The sequence below is a fragment of the Mesorhizobium sp. M0514 genome (assembly GCF_040321145.1).
Lineage (GTDB): Bacteria > Pseudomonadota > Alphaproteobacteria > Rhizobiales > Rhizobiaceae > Mesorhizobium.
Map to the genome: position 1 here is coordinate 1 of NZ_JAMYQZ010000014.1, position 22,007 is coordinate 22,007.

16 protein-coding genes and 1 pseudogene are annotated in these 22,007 nt (G+C 65.9%); 16 read left to right on the forward strand and 1 reads right to left on the reverse strand.

Features of this window, described 5'->3' with window-relative positions; translation table 11 throughout:
* The 5 genes and pseudogenes from NKI61_RS08505 to NKI61_RS08525 all read left to right on the forward strand — a co-directional run.
* Positions 1 to 730, forward strand: a pseudogene (locus NKI61_RS08505) (SWIM zinc finger family protein); the annotation flags it as partial.
* Positions 727 to 2,163 (forward strand): DUF5691 domain-containing protein, encoded by a 1,437-nt coding sequence (locus NKI61_RS08510; RefSeq protein WP_352839171.1) that lies wholly within the window; start codon positions 727 to 729, stop codon positions 2,161 to 2,163. The pseudogene NKI61_RS08505 and the gene NKI61_RS08510, both read left to right, overlap by 4 nt.
* Positions 2,164 to 2,182: 19 nt before the next feature.
* Positions 2,183 to 3,262, forward strand: coding sequence for an ATP-binding protein (locus NKI61_RS08515; RefSeq protein ID WP_023701533.1), 1,080 nt, complete (start codon positions 2,183 to 2,185; stop codon positions 3,260 to 3,262).
* A gap of 4 nt (positions 3,263 to 3,266) precedes the next feature.
* The gene (locus NKI61_RS08520) at positions 3,267 to 5,519 is read left to right on the forward strand and encodes a DUF5682 family protein (protein WP_023708142.1); all 2,253 of its coding nucleotides are present in this window, start codon (positions 3,267 to 3,269) and stop codon (positions 5,517 to 5,519) included.
* Positions 5,520 to 5,521: 2 nt separating this feature from the next.
* Positions 5,522 to 6,757: a VWA domain-containing protein gene (locus NKI61_RS08525; RefSeq protein ID WP_023704819.1), complete on the forward strand. Its 1,236-nt coding sequence runs from the start codon at positions 5,522 to 5,524 to the stop codon at positions 6,755 to 6,757.
* On the opposite strand, the gene tssH is transcribed toward NKI61_RS08525, so the two are convergent.
* Positions 6,758 to 9,562, reverse strand: coding sequence for a type VI secretion system ATPase TssH (gene tssH, locus NKI61_RS08530; protein WP_352839172.1), 2,805 nt, complete (start codon positions 9,560 to 9,562; stop codon positions 6,758 to 6,760). It lies immediately after the preceding gene.
* Between the two features lie 323 nt (positions 9,563 to 9,885).
* Here tssH and tssA point away from each other — a divergent pair, with 323 nt between their 5' ends.
* The 11 genes from tssA to icmH all read left to right on the forward strand — a co-directional run bounded on the left by tssA (position 9,886) and on the right by icmH (position 22,006).
* Positions 9,886 to 11,064, forward strand: coding sequence for a type VI secretion system protein TssA (gene tssA / locus NKI61_RS08535; protein WP_023708140.1), 1,179 nt, complete (start codon positions 9,886 to 9,888; stop codon positions 11,062 to 11,064).
* 6 nt (positions 11,065 to 11,070) lie between these two features.
* A complete protein-coding gene (gene tssB / locus NKI61_RS08540; protein ID WP_023673718.1) occupies positions 11,071 to 11,607 on the forward strand; it encodes a type VI secretion system contractile sheath small subunit in 537 nt (178 codons plus the stop codon).
* 3 nt (positions 11,608 to 11,610) lie between these two features.
* Complete coding sequence (gene tssC / locus NKI61_RS08545) at positions 11,611 to 13,116, forward strand: type VI secretion system contractile sheath large subunit (RefSeq protein ID WP_023682611.1); 1,506 nt, start codon at positions 11,611 to 11,613, stop codon at positions 13,114 to 13,116.
* Positions 13,117 to 13,168: 52 nt separating this feature from the next.
* Positions 13,169 to 13,618: an Hcp family type VI secretion system effector gene (locus NKI61_RS08550; protein WP_023673716.1), complete on the forward strand. Its 450-nt coding sequence runs from the start codon at positions 13,169 to 13,171 to the stop codon at positions 13,616 to 13,618.
* Complete coding sequence (gene tssE / locus NKI61_RS08555; RefSeq protein ID WP_023687033.1) at positions 13,605 to 14,360, forward strand: type VI secretion system baseplate subunit TssE; 756 nt, start codon at positions 13,605 to 13,607, stop codon at positions 14,358 to 14,360. Before NKI61_RS08550 ends, tssE begins: the two co-directional genes overlap by 14 nt.
* Positions 14,361 to 14,363: 3 nt before the next feature.
* Positions 14,364 to 16,238, forward strand: coding sequence for a type VI secretion system baseplate subunit TssF (gene tssF / locus NKI61_RS08560; RefSeq protein ID WP_352839173.1), 1,875 nt, complete (start codon positions 14,364 to 14,366; stop codon positions 16,236 to 16,238).
* On the forward strand, positions 16,202 to 17,245 hold the full coding sequence (tssG, locus tag NKI61_RS08565; RefSeq protein WP_352747143.1) for a type VI secretion system baseplate subunit TssG: 1,044 nt from the start codon (positions 16,202 to 16,204) through the stop codon (positions 17,243 to 17,245). Before tssF ends, tssG begins: the two co-directional genes overlap by 37 nt.
* Positions 17,242 to 18,726, forward strand: coding sequence for a type VI secretion system-associated FHA domain protein TagH (tagH, locus tag NKI61_RS08570; RefSeq protein WP_352839174.1), 1,485 nt, complete (start codon positions 17,242 to 17,244; stop codon positions 18,724 to 18,726). Before tssG ends, tagH begins: the two co-directional genes overlap by 4 nt.
* 3 nt (positions 18,727 to 18,729) lie before the next feature.
* Positions 18,730 to 19,182, forward strand: coding sequence for a type VI secretion system lipoprotein TssJ (gene tssJ / locus NKI61_RS08575; RefSeq protein ID WP_023673710.1), 453 nt, complete (start codon positions 18,730 to 18,732; stop codon positions 19,180 to 19,182).
* A gap of 159 nt (positions 19,183 to 19,341) precedes the next feature.
* A complete protein-coding gene (gene tssK, locus NKI61_RS08580; protein WP_352787696.1) occupies positions 19,342 to 20,676 on the forward strand; it encodes a type VI secretion system baseplate subunit TssK in 1,335 nt (444 codons plus the stop codon).
* A gap of 4 nt (positions 20,677 to 20,680) precedes the next feature.
* Positions 20,681 to 22,006, forward strand: a complete 1,326-nt coding sequence (gene icmH / locus NKI61_RS08585; protein ID WP_352839175.1) for a type IVB secretion system protein IcmH/DotU — start codon at positions 20,681 to 20,683, stop codon at positions 22,004 to 22,006.
* The last annotated feature ends 1 nt before the right edge of the window (position 22,007 follow it).

Below are 22,007 nucleotides of genomic sequence, written 5' to 3' on the forward strand. Positions count from 1 at the left end.
GCGCAGCGAGGAACGGCCGGACGCGGCGATCCGCGAACTCGGCAAGCTGGTGCTGCTGGCCAAAGCCTGGCGCTCGGCGCCCGACGATCCCGAGCTGAAGCGACTGGTGTCGGCGTCCGAAACCCGCGACCAGGTTCTGTCCAGTCCCGACGCGAAGCAGGTCGACAGCCATTGGGAGGTCGTCGGCGAGAAGATCGAGACCCGCCGCGACGGTCTCGTCAGCCATTCGACCTGGCTGCTCGATCTGAAAAGCCCGACGCCGCAGTTTGGGCTGCTGCTCGATTTCTTTCCGGCTTCGGCCGGCCGCCGCTCGGCGGCGTTCACGCCCGGTGACCGGTTCCACGCCCGCCTGGTATTCTACCCGTCGCGCCAGCCACTGCGGGCCTTGGTGGCGGAGCGCAAGGGCGACGTCGTGTCGGGCGCCTGGCCGGATTTCGGCCTCGACGCTGTCAAGGACCCGCTCGCGGCGCATGCGGCGCACCAGGACGCAGCGCCCTGGTCGACCGATAGCCCGCTGATGCTGCCTGCCGGCGCGATCCTGCTCGATGAGCGCGGCACCGCCTGGTGGCAAGCGGCGCACGACCCGCAAGGGATCGCCCTGCCTGTTAGCGGGACCGTCGATCAGACCGTGCTTGGCCTCGACCTCGCGGCCACGGCAGCGCTTTGGAACGGCGCGCGGCTCGATCTGCTGGCCGCGCAAAGCGGCTTCGGGAGGCTCGATCTGTCATGAACGAGCTCGAACTAACCGGCCTGGCGACGATGCGCGACTGCTGGATCACCGGCGGAACCGCGTTCGATCTGGCGCCAACCGCATGGAAGGAGATCGCGGATAGCGCAAGCCCAGACGAACGGGAGCGACGTCTGCTGGCGATCGCGGCGCAGGCGCTCGATGTCGGCCTGCGGCGGTCGGCGCCGAAGACGCTGAAGCGGCGCCCGCCGCTGCCGAGGCTTGGCCTGCCGCTGCTGCCGGAGCGGTTGCGGCCGCTGTTGCGGGCGGCCCTGAAGAACGCCGCCGATGCGCAGCGCAAGTCGCGTGTCGCGACGCTCGTCGCCAGCCGCGGCTACGTGCTGCATCCGATGGACTGGATGCCGTCGGCATCAGACCAGAACAGCCCTGACATCTATGCGCCGTGGATCGACTGGCAGGCCAGCGTCGAGGGGCTGAAGATTGCCCCGCAGGAGCAGCTGACGGCGCAGAACTGGGATGACTTTTACCCCGCCGCGCGCCGTATCGCGTTGGCCGAGATGCGCCGTCGCGATCCGGCCACGGCCCGCAGCCTGATGGAAGCCAAGGCGACGGGCGAGCCGGCTGAAGTCCGGCTGGCGCTCATCGAACTCATGCATTTCAACCTGACGCCCACGGACGCGCCATTCCTGAAAAGCCTGGCCACCGACCGCTCCGGCAAGGTGCGGGAGCTGGCGGGCCGGCTGCTGGCAAGGCTGGGCGAGCATGGCCGGCCGGGCAACGACGGAGCCGACGACCCCGTTGCCGAACTCGCCGCCTTCATCACAGAAGGCAAATCCGGCTTCATCCGCCGCCGCACCACCTACACGCCGGCAAAGCTCAAATCGCCGGCGCAGGAAAAGCGCCGCGCCGAATTGTTCGAGACCTGCAACCTGGTCGACCTCGCTTCCCGATTTGGGGTCAGCGAACCCGATTTCATTGCAGCCTGGCAATTCGGTGCCGACAAAAATGCGGACATCCAGATCTCACGAATGGTCGCAGCGTCGGGCAGCGACGCTGCCGTAACGCAGATGGCCGACACACTAGTCGCCGGGGGAGGCAAGCCGGCACTATTCGTGCTGCACCTGACACCGCGCCTGGATAGCCGCAGGAAGCGTGTCCTGGTCAGACTGATCCTGAAAGATACGCCGCAGTATATTGGCGCGCTCACCCTTGCCGAGGGCTTCGAAGCCAACTGGCTGGAATGGCCCGACCTGACGAACGGCCAGGGCTTGGCGGCATTGCGTTCGGCTGTCGCCGGCGATGATGACGCTATGAAGCGAACCGCCGACGACCTGCTGGAAACGATGGGCTTTCTGGCCACTGCGGCGACAGCGGAAAAATTGATCGAGCATGTCGTTGCGGCTGGCATGCCGCCGGCGGCAGCCTCGCTCGCTTTCCTGCGCCTCAACGCGGCCCTGACGGGAACCAACACATGACAATCCGGAGAACAGCACCATGAACGCAGCCATCCGCCTCCCTGTCGAGCAGGCCTATGCCGCTGAACTGCAGGCGCTGGCGCGCAATGACGAACGCCAGAAGCCGGCCGGATGGAGCCTGTCGCCGAAGGCCGTGCTGACCTATCTGCTCGGCGGCAAGGCAAGCGACGGCACCGTGATATCGCCGAAATATGTTGGCCGCCGCCGGCTGATGGAAACCGCGGTGGCGACACTCGCCACCGACCGCGCGCTGCTGTTGCTCGGCGTTCCCGGCACCGCCAAGTCCTGGGTGTCGGAACATCTCGCCGCCGCCATCATGGGCAACTCGACGCTGATCGTGCAGTGCACGGCCGGCACCGACGAGAACCAGATCCGCTACGGCTGGAACTATGCGCAGCTTTTGGCCAAAGGGCCGAGCCAGGAGGCGCTGGTGCCGACGCCGCTCTACCGCGCCATGGAGAGCGGCAAGCTATGCCGCCTGGAAGAGTTGACGCGCATGGGCTCCGATGTACAGGATACGCTGATCACCGTGCTGTCGGAAAAGATGATGCCGATCCCGGAACTCAACACGTCGCTCTATGCCCAGCGCGGCTTCAACATCATCGCCACCGCAAACAACCGCGACAAGGGCGTCAACGAGCTGTCCTCGGCGCTGAAACGCCGCTTCAATGTGGTGGTGCTGCCGCTGCCCGAGGACATGGCGGAAGAGGTGGCGATCGTCTCCAAGCGGGTCGACGAGATGGCCGGCGGGCTCGACCTGCCGGTGCCGAAAAATGTCGGCGAGGAGATTGCGCGCGTGCTGACCATTTTCCGCGAGCTGCGCTCGGGCGCAACCGCTGACGGCAAGGTGACGCTGAAGACGCCTTCGGGTTCATTGTCGACCGCCGAGGCGATCGCCACCATGGTCGGCGGCCTCAGCCAGGCGGCGTGGTTCGACAGCGGCAAACTCGGCGCCGAAGGCCTCGCCGCCAGCCTTGTCGGAGCGATCGTCAAGGACCCGGTGCAGGACAAGGTGGTGCTGGAGGAATATCTCGAAACGGTGCTCAAGAAGCGGCCGGACTATGCCGGCTATTACGCGGCACTGAACGCAGCGATCTGAGGTCATGAGCGACGTCGCCTATTTCGGCATCCGTCATCACGGGCCGGGCTCCGCCGACAGCCTGGTGCAGGCGCTGCGGGACTTGCAGCCGGTCGCGGTGCTGATCGAAGGGCCGAGCGACGCGTCCGCCCTGCTGCCATTGCTGGCGCGCCCGCAGATGCAGCCGCCGGTGGCGCTGCTCTGCTACCCCGAGGACGACCCGGCCGCGACAAGTTTCTGGCCGTTCGCCGAGTTCTCGCCGGAATACCAGGCGGCGGTGTGGGCGGTGGAGAACAAGGCGGCATTGCGGTTCATCGACCTGCCGTCATCGGCACGGTTCGCGGCACCGGCAACCGACGACACCGACAAAACGGCTGACGCCGACAAGCCCGAACCCAAGGACGAAACCGGTGAGGATGGCGAGCCCGCATCGCATCGCGACCCGATCGGCACGCTGGCTGCGGCCGCCGGCTATGAAGATGGCGAAAGCTGGTGGGCCGACATTATCGAGCAGAATCCGCAGCCGGGTCCAATCTTCGCTGCCATCACCGATGCGATGACGACGCTGCGCGACGGCGAAGGTGCGATCGCGCCGTTCGAGGCCAAGCGTGAAGCGCATATGCGATTGGAAATCGCCGCCGCGCGCAAGGAATTCGCCGGACCGATCGCCGTCGTCTGCGGCGCATGGCATGTGCCGGCCCTGCAGGCCGCGCACACGCAGAAGAACGACCAGGCGCTGATCAAGGGAATTGCCCGGCGCAAAAGCATCATGACATGGGCGCCATGGACCGGGCCGCGTCTTGCGCTGGGCTATGGTTATGGCGCTGGCGTCGTCGCGCCCGGCTGGTGCAAACATCTGTGGCTCACACGAGGGCGGCGCGACGCCGCGACGCTGTGGCTGGCGACGATCGCGGCGGTGCTGCGGGCGAAGGGCCATCTGGTGTCGACCGCGTCGCTGATCGAGGCCGAGCGGCTTGCGCGCACACTGGCTGCCATTCGCGAGCGGCCGAAGCCCGGCTTCGAGGAATTGCGCGATGCCGCGATCGCGGCGCTGTTCAACGGCGAAGCGGTGCTGTGGGCGCTGGTCGAGGCCGAGCTGCTTTTGGGCGCGGATGTCGGCGAGATTCCGCCCGACACGCCGCTGGCGCCGCTGATCGAGGACCTGCAGCGCAACCAGAAGGCGGCGCGGCTGAAGCCGGAGGCGCTGGAACGCGAGCTGTCGGTCGATCTGCGCAGCGAAAGCGGACTGTTTCGTTCGACATTGCTGCACCGGCTGAACGTGCTTGGCGTGCAATGGGGCAGGCTGGCCGACGCCGGCCGCAGCCGCGGCACCTTTCGCGAAAAATGGACGCTGGCCTGGGAGCCGGAATATGCCGTGCGCCTGGTCGAGAACCTGATCTACGGCCCGACTATCGAAAAGGCCGCCAATGGCCGCCTGATCCAGATGCTCGGTGCGGCCGCGAGCCTCGACACGCTTGCCGCCCTTGTCCAGAGCGCCATTACCGCGGATCTGTCGGAGGCCGCGAGCGCCGGCCTTGTAGCGTTGGAGGCGCGCGCAGCGCACAGCAGCGAATGCCTGGAGATGCTGGCCTCGGTGCCGCCGCTTGCCGACATCATCCGTTACGGCGAGGCGCGCAAGACCGAAACCAACCGGCTGTCCGGTTTGTTGGAACGGTTGATCGTCGAAGGCGCGATCGCGCTGCCCTATGCGGTGCGCGACCTGGACGAGCAGGCCGCCACCACGCTGGTCGGTGCTGTGCGCAAGGCCGACACGGCGATCCGGCTGGTCGAGCCCGGCGAAGGCGTGCTCGATGCATGGCGCAACGGCCTGACCGGCGTGCTGGAAGGTCCGGGCTCGACGGCGCTGCTCGCCGGCTGCGCCGCGCATCTGCTCTATGAAGCCGGCCAACTGTCGGCAGAGGACGCCGCCGGGCTGCTCGGACGCAGGCTGTCGCCGGGGACGCCGGTCGCCCAGGCAGCGGGGTTCTTCGAAGGTTTCTTCAGCACTGCCGGCCAGCGGCTGATCTACGACGAGGGCCTGCGCGGCGCCGTCGATGGGTGGCTGAAATCGCTCGACGAGGACGCTTTCATCGCGCATCTGCCATTGCTGCGCCGCGTCTTCTCCAATCTGGACTCGATGGAGCGGCGGCGGTTGATCGAGGCCGTGCTCGGCCGCACCGCAAGGTTGCCGGCCGGCCTGACGCCGGCGCCGGATGGCGGCGAGGGCTGGCGCCGTCACCTGGAGCGGCTTGGGCCATTGCTGGCGGGCGGAGTGTGACAATGGATGACGAAGCCGAAGTGCCCGAACCCGGCCCAGCATCCTCCGATAGCGGGCGCGAGCGCCGCTGGCGGCTGGCGATCGGCGCCGATGACGAGGCTTCCTCCGCCCTTTCCAGTGATGACAAAAAACTGTCTTCGGCGCTCGATGCGCTTTACGGCGACGGCGCCAATGCGGATGCCGACCCGCGCAAGCGGCGCGGCGGGCTCGGCCGCTCGGCGCCACGCGTGGCGCAATGGATGGGCGATATCCGCTCCTTCTTTCCCGCCCAGGTGGTCCAGATCGTCCAGAAGGATGCCTTTGAGCGGCTGAACCTGAAGCAGATGCTGATGGAGCCGGAATTCCTCAAGGCGATCGAGGCCGACGTCAACCTCGTCGCCGACCTGATCTCGCTGCGTTCGGTGATGCCGGCCAAGACCAAGGACATCGCCCGCACCATTATCGCCGACATCGTTGCCAAGCTGATGCAGCGGCTGGAGCAGAAGACCGCCGAGGCGATCCGTGGCGCGCTCGACAAGTCGCGACGCACCAACCGGCCGCGCCAACGCGACATCGACTGGCCGCGCACCATCTCGGCCAATCTTCGCCACTACCAGCCTGAGCACAAAACCGTCGTGCCGGAAAAACTGGTCGGCTTCATGCGCAAGCAACGCCGGCTGGTCGATCTCGACGAAGTGGTGCTGTGCGTCGACCAGTCCGGCTCGATGGCGAGCTCGGTGATCTACGCCTCGATTTTCGCCGCGGTGATGGCGTCGCTGCCGGTCGTGCGCACCAAGCTGGTCTGTTTCGACACGGCCATCGTCGACCTGACCGAAGAGCTCAGCGACCCGGTCGAGGTGCTGTTTGGCGTGCAGCTCGGCGGCGGCACCGACATCAACCAGGCGGTCGCCTATTGCGCCGACCGCATCGAGCGGCCGACCAAATCCCACTTCGTGCTGATCACCGACCTCTATGAGGGCGGCAACGGCCAGGACTTGCTGCGGCGGCTTGCGGCGCTGGTCCGGTCCGGCGTCAATGTCATCGTGCTGTTGGCGCTGACCGATCAGGGCCGGCCGGGCTATGATCAGGCGATGTCGGCTTCGGTCGCGGCACTTGGCATACCGGTCTTCGCCTGCACGCCGGACCTGTTTCCCGACATGATGGCGGCGGCGTTGCGGCGCGAGGATATCGGCGCCTGGGCAGCCGGCGCCGACATAAAGCTGATCCGCGCCGAGACGGAGCCGAGCAGTCAGGCCTGACTATTCGAACGAATAGGCAAACCCGTCAGTGGAAGCGCTGACGGTCACCTTGGTCATCTTCTCGCCGTCGAGCGACCGGTTCAGCACGCCGCGGCTGAGTTCCGGCAACAGCGTGTTGGTGAGGATGGCGTCGATCATGCGGCCACCAGACTCGATTTCGGTGCAGCGCGCCTTGACCAGCGCCATGACGCCGTCGCCGATCACCAGTTCGGCGTCGTGGCTGGCGCGCAGCCGCCGCGCGATCTTGCCGAACTGATGGCGGGTGATGGCCTCGATCATCGAATCCGAGAGTGGATAGTAAGGGATGGTCACGACGCGGCCGAGGAAGGCCGCTGGAAACACCTTCAGCAGTGGAGCGCGCAGTGCAGCATCGAGGCCGTCGAGCCCTGCCCTCACCGTGCCGTTGCCGGTCCGCTCCATGATGACTTCGGAGCCGACATTGGACGTCAGCAGGATCAGCGTGTTCTTGAAGTCGATGCGCCTTCCCTCGCTGTCATCCATCATGCCCTTGTCGAAGACCTGGAAAAAGATCTCGTGGACGTCGGGATGGGCCTTCTCGACCTCGTCGAGCAGGATCACCGAATAGGGTTTTCGGCGCACGGCCTCGGTGAGAATGCCGCCTTTGCCGTAGCCGACATAGCCGGGAGGCGCGCCCTTGAGCGTCGAGACGGTGTGGGCTTCCTGGAACTCGGACATGTTGATCGAGATCAGGTTCTGTTCGCCGCCATAGAGCGTCTCGGCCAAGGCCAGGGCCGTCTCGGTCTTGCCGACGCCGGAGGGGCCGCAGAGCAGGAACACGCCGACGGGCTTTTCCGGCGCTCCGAGCCCGGCGCGGCTGGTTTGCACGCGCTTGGCGATCATCTCCATGGCGTGATCCTGGCCGACGACTCGTTCGGACAAAGTGTCGGCGAGCTTGAGCGCCTTTTCGGTCTGGCTGGACAGCATCCGTCCCGTCGGGATGCCGGTCCAGTCCTGGACCACGGCAGCTACCGCATTGCGGTCGACCGACGGCAGGATCAGCGGCGTCTCGCCTTGCGCCGTGGCAAGCTCGGCCATGAGTTCACGCAGCCGCGCCAGATCGGCGACAGGATCTGACGGCGCAGCTTCGGCAGCCGGCGCTTCGGTCTCGGACGCTTTGGCCTTCGGCTTTTCAGGCTCGGACGTTTCGGCCTTGGGCGGTTCAGCCTTGGGGACCTTGGTCTTTTCTTCGTCCGGCGCTGCTGGTTCGGCATCGGCCTCAGCTGCCGCCACCGCATCTAGCGGGACGCCGTCGCCGCGCAGCCGCGCGCGCAGTTCGAGGATCTCGGCAACCAGCGCCTTTTCGCGCTCCCAGCGCTCCTCGGCGGCGGCGAGCATGGTCCCGGTCTCAGTGAGCCCGGCCTCGACCCGCGCCTGCCGGTCAGTTACTTCGATGCCGATCGCTGCCTCGCGGCCGATGATGCCGCTTTCGACCTCGAGCGCCTGGCGGCGCCGCAAAATGTCCTCGACCTCGGCCGGCGTCGCATGCTGCGAGATCGCGACCCTGGCGCAAGCCGTGTCGAGCAGGCTGACCGCCTTGTCGGGCAATTGCCGCGCCGGGATGTAGCGATGCGACAGGCCGACCGCCGCCTCGATCGCCTCGTCCAGGATCTGCACCTCGTGATGCTGTTCGAGCACGCCGGCTACACCGCGCAGCATGAGCACGGCCACCGCTTCCGACGGCTCGTCGATCTTGACCACCTGGAAACGGCGGGTCAGCGCCGGGTCCTTTTCGATGTGCTGCTTGTATTCGGCCCAGGTGGTTGCGGCGATGGTGCGCAGTTCGCCACGTGCCAGCGCCGGCTTCAAGAGATTGGCGGCATCGCCGGTTCCCGCTGCACCGCCGGCGCCGATCAGCGTGTGCGCCTCGTCGATGAACAGGATGACCGGCGTTTCGGATGACTGAACTTCGTCGATCACCGCCTTCAGGCGCTTCTCGAACTCGCCCTTGACGCTGGCGCCGGCCTGCATCAGGCCGACGTCGAGCATGCGCACGCTGATGCCTTGCAGGGGCGGCGGCACGTCGCCCTGGGCGATGCGCAGGGCAAACCCCTCGACCACCGCGGTCTTGCCGACACCGGCCTCGCCGGTCAGGATCGGGTTGTTCTGCCGGCGCCGCATCAGGATATCGATGATCTGCCGGATCTCCGGGTCTCGGCCGACGACCGGGTCGATCTTGCCGTCATGGGCGCGCTGGGTGAGGTCTGTGGCGTATTTGGCCAGCGCGGAATCCCCGCCCGGAGCTCGCCGCGGCGCCTCCGCGGTGGGAGCCACTGCTGCCGTGGCGCGGGCTTCGAGCGAACCGTCCACCACCTCGGCAAAGCGGGCGATGACCCCGTCGGCGTCGATCTTGTCGAATTCGCCGCTGATCTTCGCCACCAAGCCTTCCAGCACCGGCGTCTTCAGGCAGGCGAGCACGATATGGGCGCTGCGGACCTCCTCCATGCCGAATTCCAGCGTCGCCAGATTCCAGGCTTCCTGGATGGCGTGGAAGATGTGGTCGGAAAATTCCTCGATCGAGGTGGCGCCGTAGGGCAGCTTGTCGACGGCGCGGGTCATTTCGCTGGTAAGCCGGCTGGCATCGACGCCGGCATCGGCAATGATCATCTGCACATCCGAACGCTCGGACAGCACCAGTTGTTCTATGAAATGGACGAGTTCGACGTAAGGATTGCCGCGCAGCTTGGCGCTGTCGGCGGCGGCCTTGAAGGCGCGCAGGCAGACCGGATTGAGCTTGCCAACCAGTTCCTTGCGTTTGAACCCCTGCGACGACCGGCGCTGTTCCATCGAACGTGCTCCTGCAATCTGCCCGTCGACAGCCTGCCACATAAGCAGCCGCTTGACAAAGCGCTTGATGCAGCCGGCCTTTCTCTTTGTGGAGAGTCCCGCGCCGCCAAATGCAGACAACCACGATTTTTTATAATCCTATGCGATGCGCTTCACATACGAGGTCGGGCAGGCGCGCCATGAATTGCGCCATCCGAGACGCAGTTGCACCGACATTCATTAGCGCTCGTTAACTTTTGAGCGGATGGCGAATTGTGGGAATATGCAACCGTGTGCTAACGTTGGGTCACGTACGGTTTTAGAGCCGGTCGCCGGGGGTATCTGTGATCGATCTCGCACTCTGGCTTGCTCCGCTGGACGGTGAAAATCCGTCAGGCGAAGACTTGCGCAACGATCCGGCTTTTCATGAGCTGGAGCGGCTCACGGAGCCGCAGGTCAAGGTCGTCCATGACGGGCGCAACAAGCCAGCCGCGCAATCGACCATTCCGGTCGACTGGCCTGCCGTGCTCGGCAAGGCCGAGGAGTTGCGTTCGCATGGCCGCGACCTGCGCTTGCTTGTCATTGTCGCACGGGCGCTGGCCAATGAAGAGGGGCTGGCCGGACTGGCACAGGGCCTGACCCTGATTTCAAGGACCTTCGAGACGCATTGGGAGACGATGCATCCGGCGCTGCGGGCCAGCCCCCAACCACGCGAGGCCGCCTTGCGCCGCCTCAACGCGCTGGCCGACCTGCAGAACGGCCAGGAAGGCCTGCTGGCGAACCTCAGGCAGATGGTCTTCTTCGCTCCTCGTCCCATCGGGCCGATCAGCGGACGCGATCTCGAACAGGGTGCGCTCGACGATCGCGTCATGCTTCAGGAAGCGGCGTCGGGATTGAATGCCACGGAGAAGGCAGCGCTGGTCAGCGCGCACGGACAGCTCCTGAACCGGGTGGGCAGCGGTTGTGCCGCCCATCAGGACCAGGCCGGTGAACAGATGACAGCGCTCATCGCCGGGGCGCACGCAGCGATCGAGGCGCTCGACGCGGTCGATACGGCCCTGAATGCCCGTCTTGACAGCAACGGGGCTGCCGTCCCGGACCTGAAACGATTTTTGCAGCGCGTGCTGACGACGCTGGAACGCAACACGGCGGTCGAGACCACGGAAGAGGCAGCGACGAAGGGAGCCGCCAGCCCGGCTGCTGCCGCGGCAAGCCCGGCCGCGCCGGTCAGAAACGGTCATGGAGCCGAGACGATGGCAAGCTACGCTGAGACCGGTGCGGGGCTCCCGGACAGGATTTCCTCGCGCGACGATGTGGTGAAGTGCCTAGACCTTGTGGTCGCGTTCTACGACCGCACCGAGCCGTCGAGCCCGATCCCGCATCTCGCCCGCCGGGTGCGCAGGATGGTGCACATGGATTTCGTTGAACTGATGGAAGACCTCGCCCCGTCGGGGCTCAAGGAATTCCGGCTGCTCGCCGGCGTTCCCGACGCCAAGAAGACTGCCCAGAAGGATGAAAGGTAGCAACACATGCCAGCCGAAAGCAAAGCGAAGGTCATCGAGCGAAATCGCGCCCCGCGCGTGCAGATCGCCTACGATGTCGAAACCTACGGCAGCCCGACGACGATCGAACTGCCGTTCGTCATGGGCGTGATGGCCGACCTGTCGGGCGCATCGCAGACCAGGGAAGCGTCCAAGACGGTGCTCGACCGTTCCTTTGTCGAGACCGATGCCAACCGCTTCCCCAAATTCATGGAAGCGCTGGGACCCAGGGTCAAGGCGCGGGTGAAGAACACGCTGCCGCAGGCCGAGGGACAGGAGCGCGACGAAGAACTGGCGCTCGACCTGACCTTCACCAAGATGGGCGATTTCGCCCCCGACAAGATCGCCGAACAGGTCCCGCAACTGGCCGAAATCCTCAAGATGCGGCGCCAGCTCGAGGAGCTGCTCGGCTTCATGGACGGCCGCGTCGATGCCGAAAAGCGCATCGCCCAATTGCTGAACAATCAGCCGCTGCTTGGCCAGATCGCCGCCCAGGCGCTGTCCGACGACAAGGGTGAGGAATAGATCATGGCCGAACAGCAAAAGACCGCAGCATCCGTCGCCGAGGCCGAGGCCGTCGATCTCGGCGAATTCAGCCAGCTCTTGGAGAAGGACTTCAAGGTCAAGAAGGACGACAGCGAGAAGCTGCAGCAGCTGGTTCGCAACCTGGCTCTGGCGGCGCAGTCGCGCTCCGAGACGACGACGATTTCGTCCAACTCGATCAAGTCGATCAAGTCGTTGATCGCCGGCATCGACAAGATGCTGACGACCCAGGTCAACGAAATCCTGCACGCGCCGGAAGTGCGGCAGATGGAAGGCACCTGGCGCGGCCTCTGGTACCTCATCAACAACACCGAGACGGATCAGAAGCTGAAGATCCGGGTGATGAACATTTCCAAGGAGCAGCTGGCCGATACGCTCGAAGACTATGAAGGCCAGATGTGGGACCAGAGCCCGATCTTCAAGAAGGTCTACACCGACGAGTATTCGATGCTCGGCGGCGAACCGATCGGCTGCGTCATCGGCGCCTACGAGTTCTCCAACCACCCGCGCGACGTCGGCCTGTTGCGCAACATCTCCGGCATCTGCGCCTCGGCGCACACGCCGTTCATCGCCGCCGCCTCGCCACGGCTGTTCCGCATGGACAGCTGGCAGGAACTGCCCAACCCGCAGGACCTGCAGCAGATCGTCTCCAACCCGGCCTACGCCTCGTGGCAATCGCTGCGCGAGAGCGAGGATGCGCGCTATATCGGGCTGACCATGCCGCGCGTGCTGGCGCGGCTGCCCTACGGCTCGGAGACAGTCCCGGTCAAGGGCTTCTCCTTCGAGGAGGAAGTGCAGGGCGATCACAACAAATATGTCTGGATGAACGCTGCCTTCCCGATGGGCGTCAACATCAACCGCAGCCACAAGCTCTATGGCTGGGGCACCCAGATCCGCGGCGTCGAAAATGGCGGCACTGTGCTTAACCTGCCGGTGCACTCCTTCCCGACCGATGACGGCTCGATCGCGATGAAATGCCCGACGGAAGTCGCCATCGACGACCGGCGCGAGGCGGAACTGGCCAAGCTCGGGCTGATGCCGATCCTGCATCGCAAGAACACCGATCTCGCGGCCTTTATCGGCGCCCATTCGCTGCAAGATGACGAGACGCGGGCGGGCCGCCTGGTCGACCCCGACGCCCAGTCCAATGAGCGGCTCTCCGCCAACCTGCCCTATCTGTTCCCGGTCTCGCGCTTTGCGCACTACCTCAAGGCGATTGCGCGCGACAAGGTCGGATCGTTCAAGGAACGCACCGACATGCAGATCTGGTTGACCGAATGGATCAACCGGTACGTGCTGGCCAACCCGGCCTTCGCCGACGACAAGGCGCGCGCCAAGCGTCCGCTTGCCGCCGCCGAGGTGCAGGTCGACAGCGTGGAGGGCCGGCCGGGCTACTACAACGCCCGCTTTTATCTGCGCCCGCACTACCAGCTGGAGGGCATCAACGCCTCACTCAGGCTGGTGTCGGAATTGCCGTCCGTGAAGACCTGATTGCAGCAACCAAACCTTTGTTTGAAAGCGGTGGAGAACGAAAATGCCCACAATGAAGATCGACGGTTTTCTGAAAGTTCCGGATATCAAGGGGCCTAGCACACGCGACGGCCATGACGACGAGATCGAAATCCATGGCGTCGATTACAAGATGGTCGCGCCCTACGACCCCAATTCCCTCTCGCGCCGAGGCCGCGTGTCGATGGGCATGATCAAGTTCACCAAGCACTATGACAAGGCCTCACCCTATCTGGCCAAGGCCCTGTTCGAAAACAAGGCGCTGGACGAGGTCAAATTCTCCGCGCGGCGGACCATCGACGGCGAGAGCAAGGACTATCTGGTCGTTACCCTGACCGACGCCTCGATCATGGAATACGACATGTCGCAGGCCGATGATGAAGCCGACCTGATCCAGGAGGAAGTCTCCTTCGCCTACAAGAAGATCAAGTTCGTCTATGACGACAATGACGAAGCCGAAATGGATGTCTATGTCGGCAAGTGACGGGCGAGCAAAGCGCCCTGCCGCCGACAAGGTACAGGCGGGCGGTTCACGGGCCAAGCGCGAGGCGGTACAGCCTTCGCTGTGGGACCGCCTCGTCAACGACCTGCCGGGCCTGAGCTCGGAGATAGACGGGCTCAGGCAGGCTCTGCAGGAGGAGCTTGGCGCAGAGCGCCTGGACGAGCTGCTGGCAGACGGACCGAGGCGCATCGACGCCGATGACGCATTGAACCCCGATCAGAAGCGCCGGCTGCACCGGCTGGCGTTTCAGAACCGGCACCGTGGCGAGCTTGAAAGCCGAGGCATCGTGGTGTCGCCCGATGTGCTGCGCGAGGCCGTGCGGCGCGACATCGAGGCGCTGTTCAACACCGAGCGTTTCGAATCCGCGCCGCTGCTATCCGATCTCGAGGCCGAGCAGATGACCGACAGTCCGACATCGCTGGCCGACTTTCCGGAGGTGCGCCGCAGCGTTGTCAATTATGGCGTGCCGTCCTTCTCCGGCCGGTCGTCGCGCGACTTCGATCGCGATGTTCTGGCACGCGAGATCCGCGCCGTGCTCGCCGCATTCGAGCCGCGGCTGAAGGAGAGCGCGACGAAAGTCACGGTCAACCTCGGCGACAAGACCGGCCTGAAGATCGAGATCGACGCCGTGCTGATCATGACGCCGACGCCCGAGCGCATGCGCCTGCGCACGACGATCAATCTCGACAACGGACTGGCGCGCACCGAGTTCAGGGAAGCCTGAGAGATGGACCGGGTCTTCGTAGAATATTACGAGGAGGAACTGTCCCACATACGCGGGCTGGCGGCGGAGTTCGCCGACATGCATCCGGCGGTTGCCCGCAATTTGTCGCTGGATACGGTGCCGTGTCCCGACCCCTATGTCGAGCGGCTGCTCGACGGCGTCGCCTTCCTCGCCGCGCGCACGCGCCTGAAGGTGGATGCCGAGCGCTCGCGGTTTTCGCGCAGCATCCTCGACGTGCTTTATCCCGATCTGGTCACGCCGGCGCCGGCAACCGCCATGGTGGTGCTGAAGCCCGGCCAGCAGGTGCAGACAATGCTTGCCGGCCACGTCGTCAAGCGCGGCACGCGGCTGGTCTCCAGCCTGCAGGCCGGCCTGTCGACACGCTGCACCTTCACCACCGCGCAGGACATGACGCTGTTTCCGATCGCGATCAGTTCGGTCGGCTATTTCCAGGACCGCAGCGCGCTTGCCGCCGCCGGCATCGGCCCGATCGCCGGCAAGGCCGGCGAAGCGGCACTTCGCATCACGCTGGCGCGGACCGGCAAAGGCAAGCTCGACGAACTGGCGCTCGACCGGCTCGACTTCTATTTCGCCAACCGCACCAAGGCGCCGCTGATCTTCGACGCCATCTTCGGAGTCTGCTCTGGTATCGGCGCTCGACCGGAAGGCAAGACCAATCCATTGTCGCCGCTACCGCCGCCGGAGATGGTCGGCATTGCCGATGCCGAGGCGCTGATGCCGCGCACGCGGCCGACCTTCGAAGGCTACCGCCTGCTGCGCGAATATTTCATGATGCCCGAGCGCTTCCATTATGGGCGCGTCACCGGCTTGCTGCCGGTCGTGCGCAAATGCCAGGCCGGGCTCGAAATCATCTTCCTGTTCCGGCGTCCGGTGCCCGAACTCGCCGATCTGACGCCGGCGGATTTCGATCTCTTCGCCACCCCGATCATCAATCTCTTCGAGCGCGAGTGCAACATCGTCGAGCTCGACCAGCGCAAGACACGCCAGGTGCTGCATGCCGACCGCACGCGGGCGCGCGACTTTGAAATCTACCGCGTCATCCGCGTCGAAGACGCCGATGCCGAGGGACCCGACGCGGAGATACCGGAACTCTTCAGCCTTGGGCAAAATCGCGGCAGCGGCTGGGTCTATTCGACGGAGCGGCGGCCGCGCCGGCCGACCGAGGACGAGCGGCGCCAGGGCGTGACGCGGACCTCCTATGCCGGCGACGACGTCTTCCTGGCGGTGTCGCGCCCAGTCAACAGTCAGGCCAACCGGCCGCTCAAGCGCGTCGATATCATGGCGCTTTGCACCAATCGCGACCTGGCCATCCTCGACGACACGCCGACCCTGACGCTGGAAGCCGGCGACCCTGTGGAGACGGTCCGGCTGCTCGGCGCATTGCGTTCGCCGCAGCCGGCGATCCCGGCAGCGCTGCCGACCGGCGCCGACGGCGAGTCGCGCGCCGACGACCTGGCCTGGCGGCTGGTGTCACAGCTGGCGCTCAACTTCCTCAGCCTGGCCAAGGAAGGCCGCGGCGTCGATCCGCTGCACGCGCTGCTCGATCTCTATGCCGAGCGCGGCGACCCCGGGCTCGCCCGCAATGTGCGCTCGATCGTGCGCATCGACTCGCGCGCGGTGATCGAAAGGCTGGCGATCGAAGGGCCGATGTGCTTCGGCCGCGGCACGGAAGTGACGCTGCATGTCGACCAGTCGGTGCTGGCGGGACAGAGCACTCTGCTGCTGTCGGGCCTGCTGTCGCGGCTGTTTGCCCGCCATGCCGGCATTAACGGGTTCGTGCGCACGCGCACGCGGTTGCTCCAGAAACAGGAGGATGTGCCATGGCCGATGACGCCCGGCAATCGCTACCTGATCTAGAGCGAGCCGCAACCCTGTCCGAGAGTTTCGACTTTTTCGAACTGCTGCGCCGGCTCGAACGGCAAGGCGGCCTGTTCGGCCATTCCGGCCGGCCGGACCGCGAGCCGGCAAGGCTCGGCCAGAATGTGCGGCTGTCCTTCGCAGTGCAGGACGTGGTGGATTTCCGCGAGCCGACCGACAAGTCGCCGGCGCGGGTGACGGTCAACAATCTCGGCCTGCTCGGGCCTGAAGGGCCGATGCCGCTGCATCTGACGCGCTGGGTGCTCGATCGGCTTTCGCAGCGCTGGTATGCAGGCGCCGAGGCGCGGCAAACGAGCGACACGACCTTCGTCGATTTCGTCAACATCCTGCAGCACCGGATGATCGCGCTTTATTATCGCGCCTGGGCGGATGCGCATCCGGCCGTGCAGGTCGAACGCGGTGTCGGCGGCCGCGTCCGTTCCATGCTGGAAGCGATGGCCGGCATCGGGCTGCCGGGCACCCAGGATGCCGAACTCGATACAGTAAAACTTCGCCAGGCCGCCTCGCTCGCCAGCCAGGTCGACGGTCCCGAGCGACTGACGCTGTTCCTGGCCGAAGCCTTCAAAGTGCCGGTGGTGCTGAAGGAGTTCGTCGCGGCCTGGATGACCATCCCCAAGGCGCTGCAGACGCGGCTTGCCGGCAGCTATGCCACGCTCGGCCGCAGCGCCACCATCGGCCCGCGCAGCTTCAGCCGGCAGAGCCGCATCGAGCTGCGCATCGGCGCGCTCAGCTATATCGATTACAAGGCCTTCCTGCCGGGCGGTGAGCGGCTGAAGCTGTTGAAGCAGGCGGTGCGCGACCTGATCGGCGAGACCATCGATGTCGATCTCAGGATCGTGCTTGCGGCAAAGGCAGTGCCGCCGGCGAAGCTCGGCACCGTCCAGCTTGCCCGCACCACCTGGCTGGCGCGACCGGTCGAAAAGGGGGACGCCGACGACATGCGGTTGCGGACCATCGTCGGCTGGCGGGAAGAGGTGGCGGCATGAGCCTGCTTCTGACTCTCGAACAGGGACCACGCGCGCAAGTCACGCGGCAGGCGCGGCTGGACGAGGGCGAGCTGGTAATCGGCCGCAGCGCCGACGCCGACTGGCAGATCAACGATCCCGACATGTTCGTCTCGCGCGCCCACTGCAAGATCACCAGCAAGCAGGGCGGCTATTTCGTCACCGATACCTCCAGCAGTGGGTTGTTCATCGACGATGCCGCCAGCCCGCTCGGCGCGGGAAATACCGCGCGCCTGCAAAGCGGCATGCGACTGCGACTGGGCGACTATGTGGTGTGGGTCGATTTGCAGACGGCGAAGACCGAGGCGCCGGCCTCCAGGCCTTCAGCGCCTGCCAGTAAGCCGGCGGCGTCGCGGGCGCCGGTCAGCCTCGGCGGCGACGATTTCTTTTCGTCCACCACGGAAGAAGAGCCGGGACGGCCACGCCCTGCCAACCTGCCCGATCCATTCGAAAAGCCGGTGCCCGGGGCGTTCGCGCGTGCGCGGTCCGATGAACGCAGCTCGCAGGCGTTCGACGATCCGTTCAGCCTCGACCCTGTGGCAACGCCGGTGGCCGAGCCCACTGACAGAAACGGCGCCAAGCCATCGTTCGACGATCCCTTCGGCCTCGACTCCGCGCCGCGGTCGAGAGAGCCGAGCAGATCCAATCCTGAGAAGCTGCCGGCCTACGATGACGGGTTTGGTTTCGGCCCTGCCGGGTCCACCAGCCTCGACGCCGGCGTGACGGATGGCGGTGCAACCGATGCGCCCTCGCCTGCCCCCTCTGCAGCGCCCTGGGATCTGCCAGTCCGCGCGGTCGAGCCATCGCCACCGCAGCCACCGCCTCCCCCGTCTCCACCGCCACCACGCGCTCCTGTCCGCCAATCCGCGGCGCGGCCGTCAGCCGGACCGTCGGACGCGGAATTGCGCGCCGCTTTCCTGCGCGGCATGGGCATGGACGAGGCCGATTTTCCCGGCGGCGATCCGGTGGCCGACATGGAAAAATTCGGCCGCGAGTACCGGCTGATGATGGAAGGGCTGATGCAGCTTTTGCGCAAGCGCGCCGAAGAGAAGGGCAACGCTCGCGTCGCCCAGACCGTGGTTGGCGCATCCGAAGTCAACCCGCTCAAATTCCTGCCCTCGGTCGACGATGCGCTGGTAACCATCCTGGCCGAGCGCAGCCCCGGTTTCCTCGGCGCCGAGGCGGCGATCAAGGACGCGGTGCGCGATCTGGCGCAGCATCACGTCCGCGCCTGGCGCGGCGTGCAAGGCGCGCTCAAGCGCATGATCGACCGCTTCGATCCGGCGGCGATCGAGCAGGAACTGAAGTCGAGTTCGGCGATCGGCAATCTGCTGACCGGCGGGCGCGGAGCCAAGCTCTGGGAGTTGTACCAGAAACGCCACCGTGAAATCGCTCACAGCGCCGAGACGCGTTTTCTGGGCGAGATCGGCGCTGATTTTCGTGATGCATATGAGGAGGACTGAGACATGATCGACAGACGCGAATTCATTCTTGCCATCGGGGCTACGGGACTGCTGACGGCTTGCCAGAGCGGCCCGCCGAAACCATCCGTCATCACAGTGAATCTTGCCGGCGGCGCCGGCATGAACCCGGGACCGGGCGGCGGCGACAGGCCGGTGACGGTGATGATCTTGCGCCTGAAGAGCACCGGCGCCTTCAACTCGGCCGACTATTTCGCCCTGCAGGGCGGTGCCGGCGCGGCACTTGGCGGCGATCTCATCGGCTCCGACACGGTTTCCGTCGGACCCGGCAAGACCGCATCGAAGACCATCACGGTCGAGCCAGAAGTGGCAGCACTCGGCTTCGTCGCGCTGATCAGGGAACCCGGCGGACGCAACTGGCGCACGACCAAATCGGTTTCGCCGGGATCGAAGTTCACGGTCAATGTGAAGCTCGGCAGCGGCGGGATTTCCGCCTAAAGCGCGTCGCGTTTGAACGGATTCAGGCGACGCGCTTTAGATCTTTATTTTTATGCATGTCGTTCTCTCAAAACCGTGACCACTTTTGAGCGACATGCATGGGCGGCAAAAGTCCGCAAGCCGCGCCAGGGTGATGAGCAGGAAGCAGAGAGTGCCGGCATGAGCGACGCAAACAGGGTGCTGTGGTCGGAGGGGTTGTTTCTCCGTACCCAGCATTTCCAGCAACAGGACCGCTTCTTCGAAGCGACGGTGCGCGGCGCCTTGCAGGCCGGGCATCTGCATACGTTCGGCTTTCGAACGCTGACGCTCGATCAGGCGCTGCTCGATGCCGGCCAGATCTCGGTGCTTTCGGCGCGCGGCATCTTTCCCGACGGGACGCCGTTCGCGATCCCCGAGACGATGGATGCGCCGCGGCCGCTGGCGGTGACGCCGGAGATGGGCGCAGGGCCAGTGCTGATCGCACTGCCGCTCGAACCGCCCGGCGGCGTCGGTTTCGATCCTGCCCATGCCGAGCCCTCCGGCGCTCGCTATCGCGGGCGGATCGTCTCGGTGCGCGACGCCGTGCATGGCGGGTCCGACCCCGAGGAAATCGAGATCGCGCGGCCGCAGGCACTGTTGCTGGCGCCGGGCACAGCCGTCGGCGGTTACACAGCGCTGCCGGTGGCCGAACTCAAGGGCGTGCGCGCCGATGGCGGCGTGGCCCTGGACGACACCTTCCTGCCGCCGACCTTGGTCATCGGCGCGGCGTCCTGGTACAGCCGGCTGCTGCAGGAAGTGGTCACCGGCCTCGACCAGATCGCCGAGGCGCATGGCAAGATGGTGCTGGGCGGCCCCGGGCGCAGCGTCGAGGATCTTCTGATCCTCAATTTGGTCAACGCCGCGCGGCCGCGGCTGGCGCACATGCTGGTGCAGGATGTCTTCCATCCAGCCGAGGTCTATATGGAGCTGGCTGGCTTAGCCGGCTCGATGGCGACCTATGGCTCGAGCGCAAGGCGGCTCGGCGAACTGCCTGTCTACGACCACATGGCGCCCGGACCCGCCTATTCGGCGCTGGCCGATGCGCTGCGTTCGCTGATCCTCAGCCTGCGCTACATCGAGCCGAAATCGCGCGCCCTGCCGGTCATGCGCCATGCCACCAATGTGTGGAAGATCCGCATCGACAACCCGAAACTTCTGGTGGCGAGCCGCATCGTGGTGCGGATCGGCTCCGAACTGTCGGAGGATGCCTTGCGCAAGATTTTCGTCAACCAGGCGACCGTCGGCTCGGCCAGCGAATTCGAAGGGCTGTGGAAATCACGCCTGCCCGGCATTCCGCTGAAGCCCCTGCATTCGCAACCGCGCGAAATTCCCTATGACGGCGACCGGCTGTGCCTCGAACTCGACCAGAAAAGCGAGCACTGGGCCTCGCTGCTCGAAGCGCCCGGTTTCGTGATCGGCGTTTCGGGCGTGCTGCCCAGCGAACCGCAGGTCGACTGCTACTCGGTCAACAGGTGAGATGATGAGCAGGGACGATCCGTTCGGACTGTCCGAGGATCGGGAGCGGACGCGCATTCGGCTGAGCGGAGCGCCGACGCCGCGCGCCATGCCGCTGCCGGCGTCAGGGGTGACCGCGAAACGCACCGCGCGCGCGCATCCGAACGTGCTCGTCAACGCGTTCTCGCCGCTGCTGGAATTTGCACCCGAACTCGAAAACGCGCAGCCGCCGGAGAACCCGGAAGCCCTGCGCACCAGGCTGCTCGACGAACTTGTGCGCTGCCGCGACACCACCATGGCGCAGGGCTCCTCGCTCGAGCGCGCCGACCAGGCCGCGTGGCTGGTGGCTGCGTTGCTCGATGATCTGGCGCTGAATACGCCGTGGGGCGGAGCCAGCGCGTGGCCACGCCAGCCGCTGGTGGTGATGCTGCGCGGCGACGTCGATGCCGGCGCGCAGTTCTTCGCCCGGCTCGAAGAGCTTGAACGCCATCCCAATCGCGACCGCGAAATGCTGGAGTTGCAGTATCATTGCATGGCGCTCGGCTTCCGCGGCAAATATCGCGTGCCTGGCCGCTCCGGCGACCGTTCGCTCAATGCGGTGCGGGTGGCCGCGGCGCGTTTCCTGCGCGACAGCGACGCCGAAGGCGCACCGCTTTCGCCCAACTGGAAGGGCGTGATCGCCTCCGACGAACCGCAGCGCTTCATCGTGCCGATCTGGGTGATGGTTGCGGCGGCGGCGGTGATCGCCACCGCCATCCATATCGGCCTGTCGATGAGCCTGAGCAGCCAGGCGGTCGAGCTTTCGGCGCTGGTTCGCGCCTTGCCGCCGCCGACGCGTACGGATGTCACCCGCGCTTCGCCGAAGGTCGACGCGCCGCCGCCGGTGGCGGTGGATTTCGCGCTGCTGCCGGAATTCCAGGCCGCGGCGCCGGACGAGCTCAAGAGAGCGCTGAGCGGCACGGAGAGCGTGTCGCTGGCGCGGCTGGTCATCCAGGCCTCCAATCCCGAACTCTTCCAGTCGTCGCGCGCGCAGCTGACAGACGGCTTCGATCCGCTCATCGCCTCGGTCGCCAAGGTGATCCTCGAGAACCAGGAACTGATCGGCGATATCACCGTGGTCGGCCACACCGACGGCGTTCCCTTGCAAAAGACCAACCCACTGTCCACCAACCAGCGGCTGTCGGAAGCCCGCGCCGCGGAAATTGCCGATATCCTGATTCAGAACGGCGTGCCGAAGGAGCGCGTGCGCTCCGAAGGCCGGGCCGCCACCGATCCGGTGGCCGACGACGGCACACGCGAAGGCCGGGCCTTGAACCGCCGCGTCGAAGTGCTGGTCGAAAAGAGGCTGTGAC

Coding starts and splice junctions, on each gene's coding strand:
- tssK (WP_352787696.1), top strand. CDS start 19,342: ATGAGCGACGCAAACAGGGTGCTGTGGTCGGAGGGGTTGTTTCTCCGT.
- tagH (WP_352839174.1), top strand. CDS start 17,242: ATGAGCCTGCTTCTGACTCTCGAACAGGGACCACGCGCGCAAGTCACG.
- NKI61_RS08520 (WP_023708142.1), top strand. CDS start 3,267: ATGAGCGACGTCGCCTATTTCGGCATCCGTCATCACGGGCCGGGCTCC.
- tssE (WP_023687033.1), top strand. CDS start 13,605: ATGTCGGCAAGTGACGGGCGAGCAAAGCGCCCTGCCGCCGACAAGGTA.
- tssB (WP_023673718.1), top strand. CDS start 11,071: ATGCCAGCCGAAAGCAAAGCGAAGGTCATCGAGCGAAATCGCGCCCCG.
- tssC (WP_023682611.1), top strand. CDS start 11,611: ATGGCCGAACAGCAAAAGACCGCAGCATCCGTCGCCGAGGCCGAGGCC.
- NKI61_RS08515 (WP_023701533.1), top strand. CDS start 2,183: ATGAACGCAGCCATCCGCCTCCCTGTCGAGCAGGCCTATGCCGCTGAA.
- tssJ (WP_023673710.1), top strand. CDS start 18,730: ATGATCGACAGACGCGAATTCATTCTTGCCATCGGGGCTACGGGACTG.
- NKI61_RS08550 (WP_023673716.1), top strand. CDS start 13,169: ATGAAGATCGACGGTTTTCTGAAAGTTCCGGATATCAAGGGGCCTAGC.
- tssF (WP_352839173.1), top strand. CDS start 14,364: ATGGACCGGGTCTTCGTAGAATATTACGAGGAGGAACTGTCCCACATA.
- tssH (WP_352839172.1), bottom strand. CDS start 9,562: ATGGAACAGCGCCGGTCGTCGCAGGGGTTCAAACGCAAGGAACTGGTT.
- NKI61_RS08525 (WP_023704819.1), top strand. CDS start 5,522: ATGGATGACGAAGCCGAAGTGCCCGAACCCGGCCCAGCATCCTCCGAT.
- tssG (WP_352747143.1), top strand. CDS start 16,202: ATGGCCGATGACGCCCGGCAATCGCTACCTGATCTAGAGCGAGCCGCA.
- NKI61_RS08510 (WP_352839171.1), top strand. CDS start 727: ATGAACGAGCTCGAACTAACCGGCCTGGCGACGATGCGCGACTGCTGG.
- icmH (WP_352839175.1), top strand. CDS start 20,681: ATGAGCAGGGACGATCCGTTCGGACTGTCCGAGGATCGGGAGCGGACG.